At 42.8% G+C, this 2,083-nt stretch carries 1 protein-coding gene and 1 pseudogene; both read right to left on the reverse strand.

The genetic code is table 11. From position 1 onward, the window contains the following. Positions 1 to 632, reverse strand: a pseudogene (locus tag ACEW8O_RS21235) (recombinase XerD); the annotation flags it as partial. 355 nt (positions 633 to 987) lie between these two features. Then, positions 988 to 2,083: acyl-CoA dehydrogenase family protein (locus tag ACEW8O_RS21240; protein WP_373496635.1), on the reverse strand; the 1,096-nt coding region annotated here is incomplete at its 5' end.

Below are 2,083 nucleotides of genomic sequence, written 5' to 3' on the forward strand. Positions count from 1 at the left end.
GGAAAATAATTTATAAACTCTTCAAATAATGGCACATAGGCCTTGATTGTACCTACACTATACCTCCTTTCCTCCAACTTATGCACATACTCATCAGGACATTTGCGATAGTTCGGAATATCATAAGGAGATACTTTGGCTACCACATGAGTATTCTTTTCTTCCTCTTCAAAAATTAAGGTCAAACCAAGCTCTTCAATCTTTCTTTTCACTTCTTCCAAAAATTGGTCTGAAAAGGGACTAGTCCACCAATTATTATTTTGATCCCTATGGTAGTAAGGGATGGTTTTTATTGTTTTGTTAAGGGCAGGATTGTATCCATAAATCAGCTTTATGCGTCCGGAGCGGGTTTTGATGACCAAGACTTGGTTTTTTTCAACCTTTCTCGGTTGGGAATTGGTGGATGCTATGGTGGTGATTTCATGTCGGACGATCGAACCAAGTCTGTCCCCAAAATGCTGTTGGATCCTTTCAAGATTTCCCGGATAGTGTGGGATTTCCCAAAAGTATCCCTCCCTTTTCCACTTTGAATACCTGAGGGTCAGGACAAACTTTACATCAGCTTCATTCTTGGGCATTTTCAAAATAATCTTTCGCCCGATTACTTCTACTTCTATGGGTCTTGGTTGCATGATTAAATAGGTTGATGTGGACAGATTGCTTTTTGTTGGAAGTCGGAAGACCGAAGGTTCCAAGAATTGATTTTCAAATCAGCCTTTGAATAGGTCATCTTCTTTGCAGGTATAAAAGCAGGTAGCTATGATGTAAATTACTTCAAACCAGAAAAATGTAAAAGAAAATGGCTGAAGTTAAACGGATAAATAAAAACCTGTCAGCCCCGTTTGTTATCAGGGTAAAAATTTACCAAGTCTATAAAGGTCTATGCACACAAAAAAAAGCCCCCATCTCTAGAGGCTCTTCTTTCCTTTGCGTCTTAGCGCCTTCGCGGGAAATCATCTTTAAGTTGAAACCCCATTCTTATCTCTATCAAGAAAAAGGATATTTCCCCTTCTCAATCATATAATCCGCAATCTGCCTTCTCAACTCCTTGGTATTGACCAGGTCAGTTTTGGTCCAGCGCTTCAGGCCCATTAGCATGACTTTCTGTTCGTCGCCTTTGGTAAATGTCGCAATGGCCTCTTTGGCTGCGGTCTGTATTTTTTCCACTGCTTCAAACAGGTAAACCTGCGTCATTGCAATCTGCGGCTGACAGGCTTCTTCTCCACGGAGACTGATGAGTTTTTCTGTCCGGAGGATGGCAGATTCAGCAGCATAGATTTCTATCATCACATCTGCCAGGTTCATCATCACTTCCTGTTCGGATTCGATTCTGTCTGCCAATGCCATCGCAGCTTTGCCACCCACCATCAGAAATACTTTCTTCAATTTTTTGATGACATCTTTTTCAGCTGCAAAAAGCTCGGAAGTATCAATGGTTTCAAAACTGGGTACGGAAGTCAGTTCCTGCGATACTGCCATGGCAGGCTCGAAAAGGTTGATTTCTCCCTTCATGGCCCGTTTCAGCAACATGCCCACCATCAGCATCCGGTTGATCTCATTCGTACCTTCATAGATTCTGGAAATCCGGGCATCCCTATAAGCACGCTCCATAGGTGCATCGGCAGAATAGCCCATACCGCCATAGATTTGAACACCTTGATCCACCACATAATCCAACACTTCAGATCCATGTACTTTGGCGATAGCCGCTTCAATGGCAAACTGCTCCAAGGCCTTCAATTTGGACTCTGCATCTGAAATTCCATCCGATGCTATGGCTTCCATCCTGTCTTCAATGTCCTGACCGGCACGGTAGCAAAGTGATTCGCAGGCATAAGTCCTGACGGCCATCTCAGCGAGTTTCTGCTTGATGGCCCCAAAAGTATTGATGGCTACGCCAAACTGTTTTCTTTCTGTAGAATACTTGATGGCATAAGTTGCTACGGTTTTGCAACCTCCCAATACGCCTGCACCCAGTTTGATCCTTCCTATATTGAGGATATTCACTGCGATCTTGAATCCGTTTTGTCTTTCGGAAAGCATGTTTTCTACAGGAACTTTGCAGTCATTGAAAAAAACCTGA

The organism is Aquiflexum sp., assembly GCF_041749095.1.
Classification (GTDB): Bacteria; Bacteroidota; Bacteroidia; order Cytophagales; family Cyclobacteriaceae; genus Aquiflexum.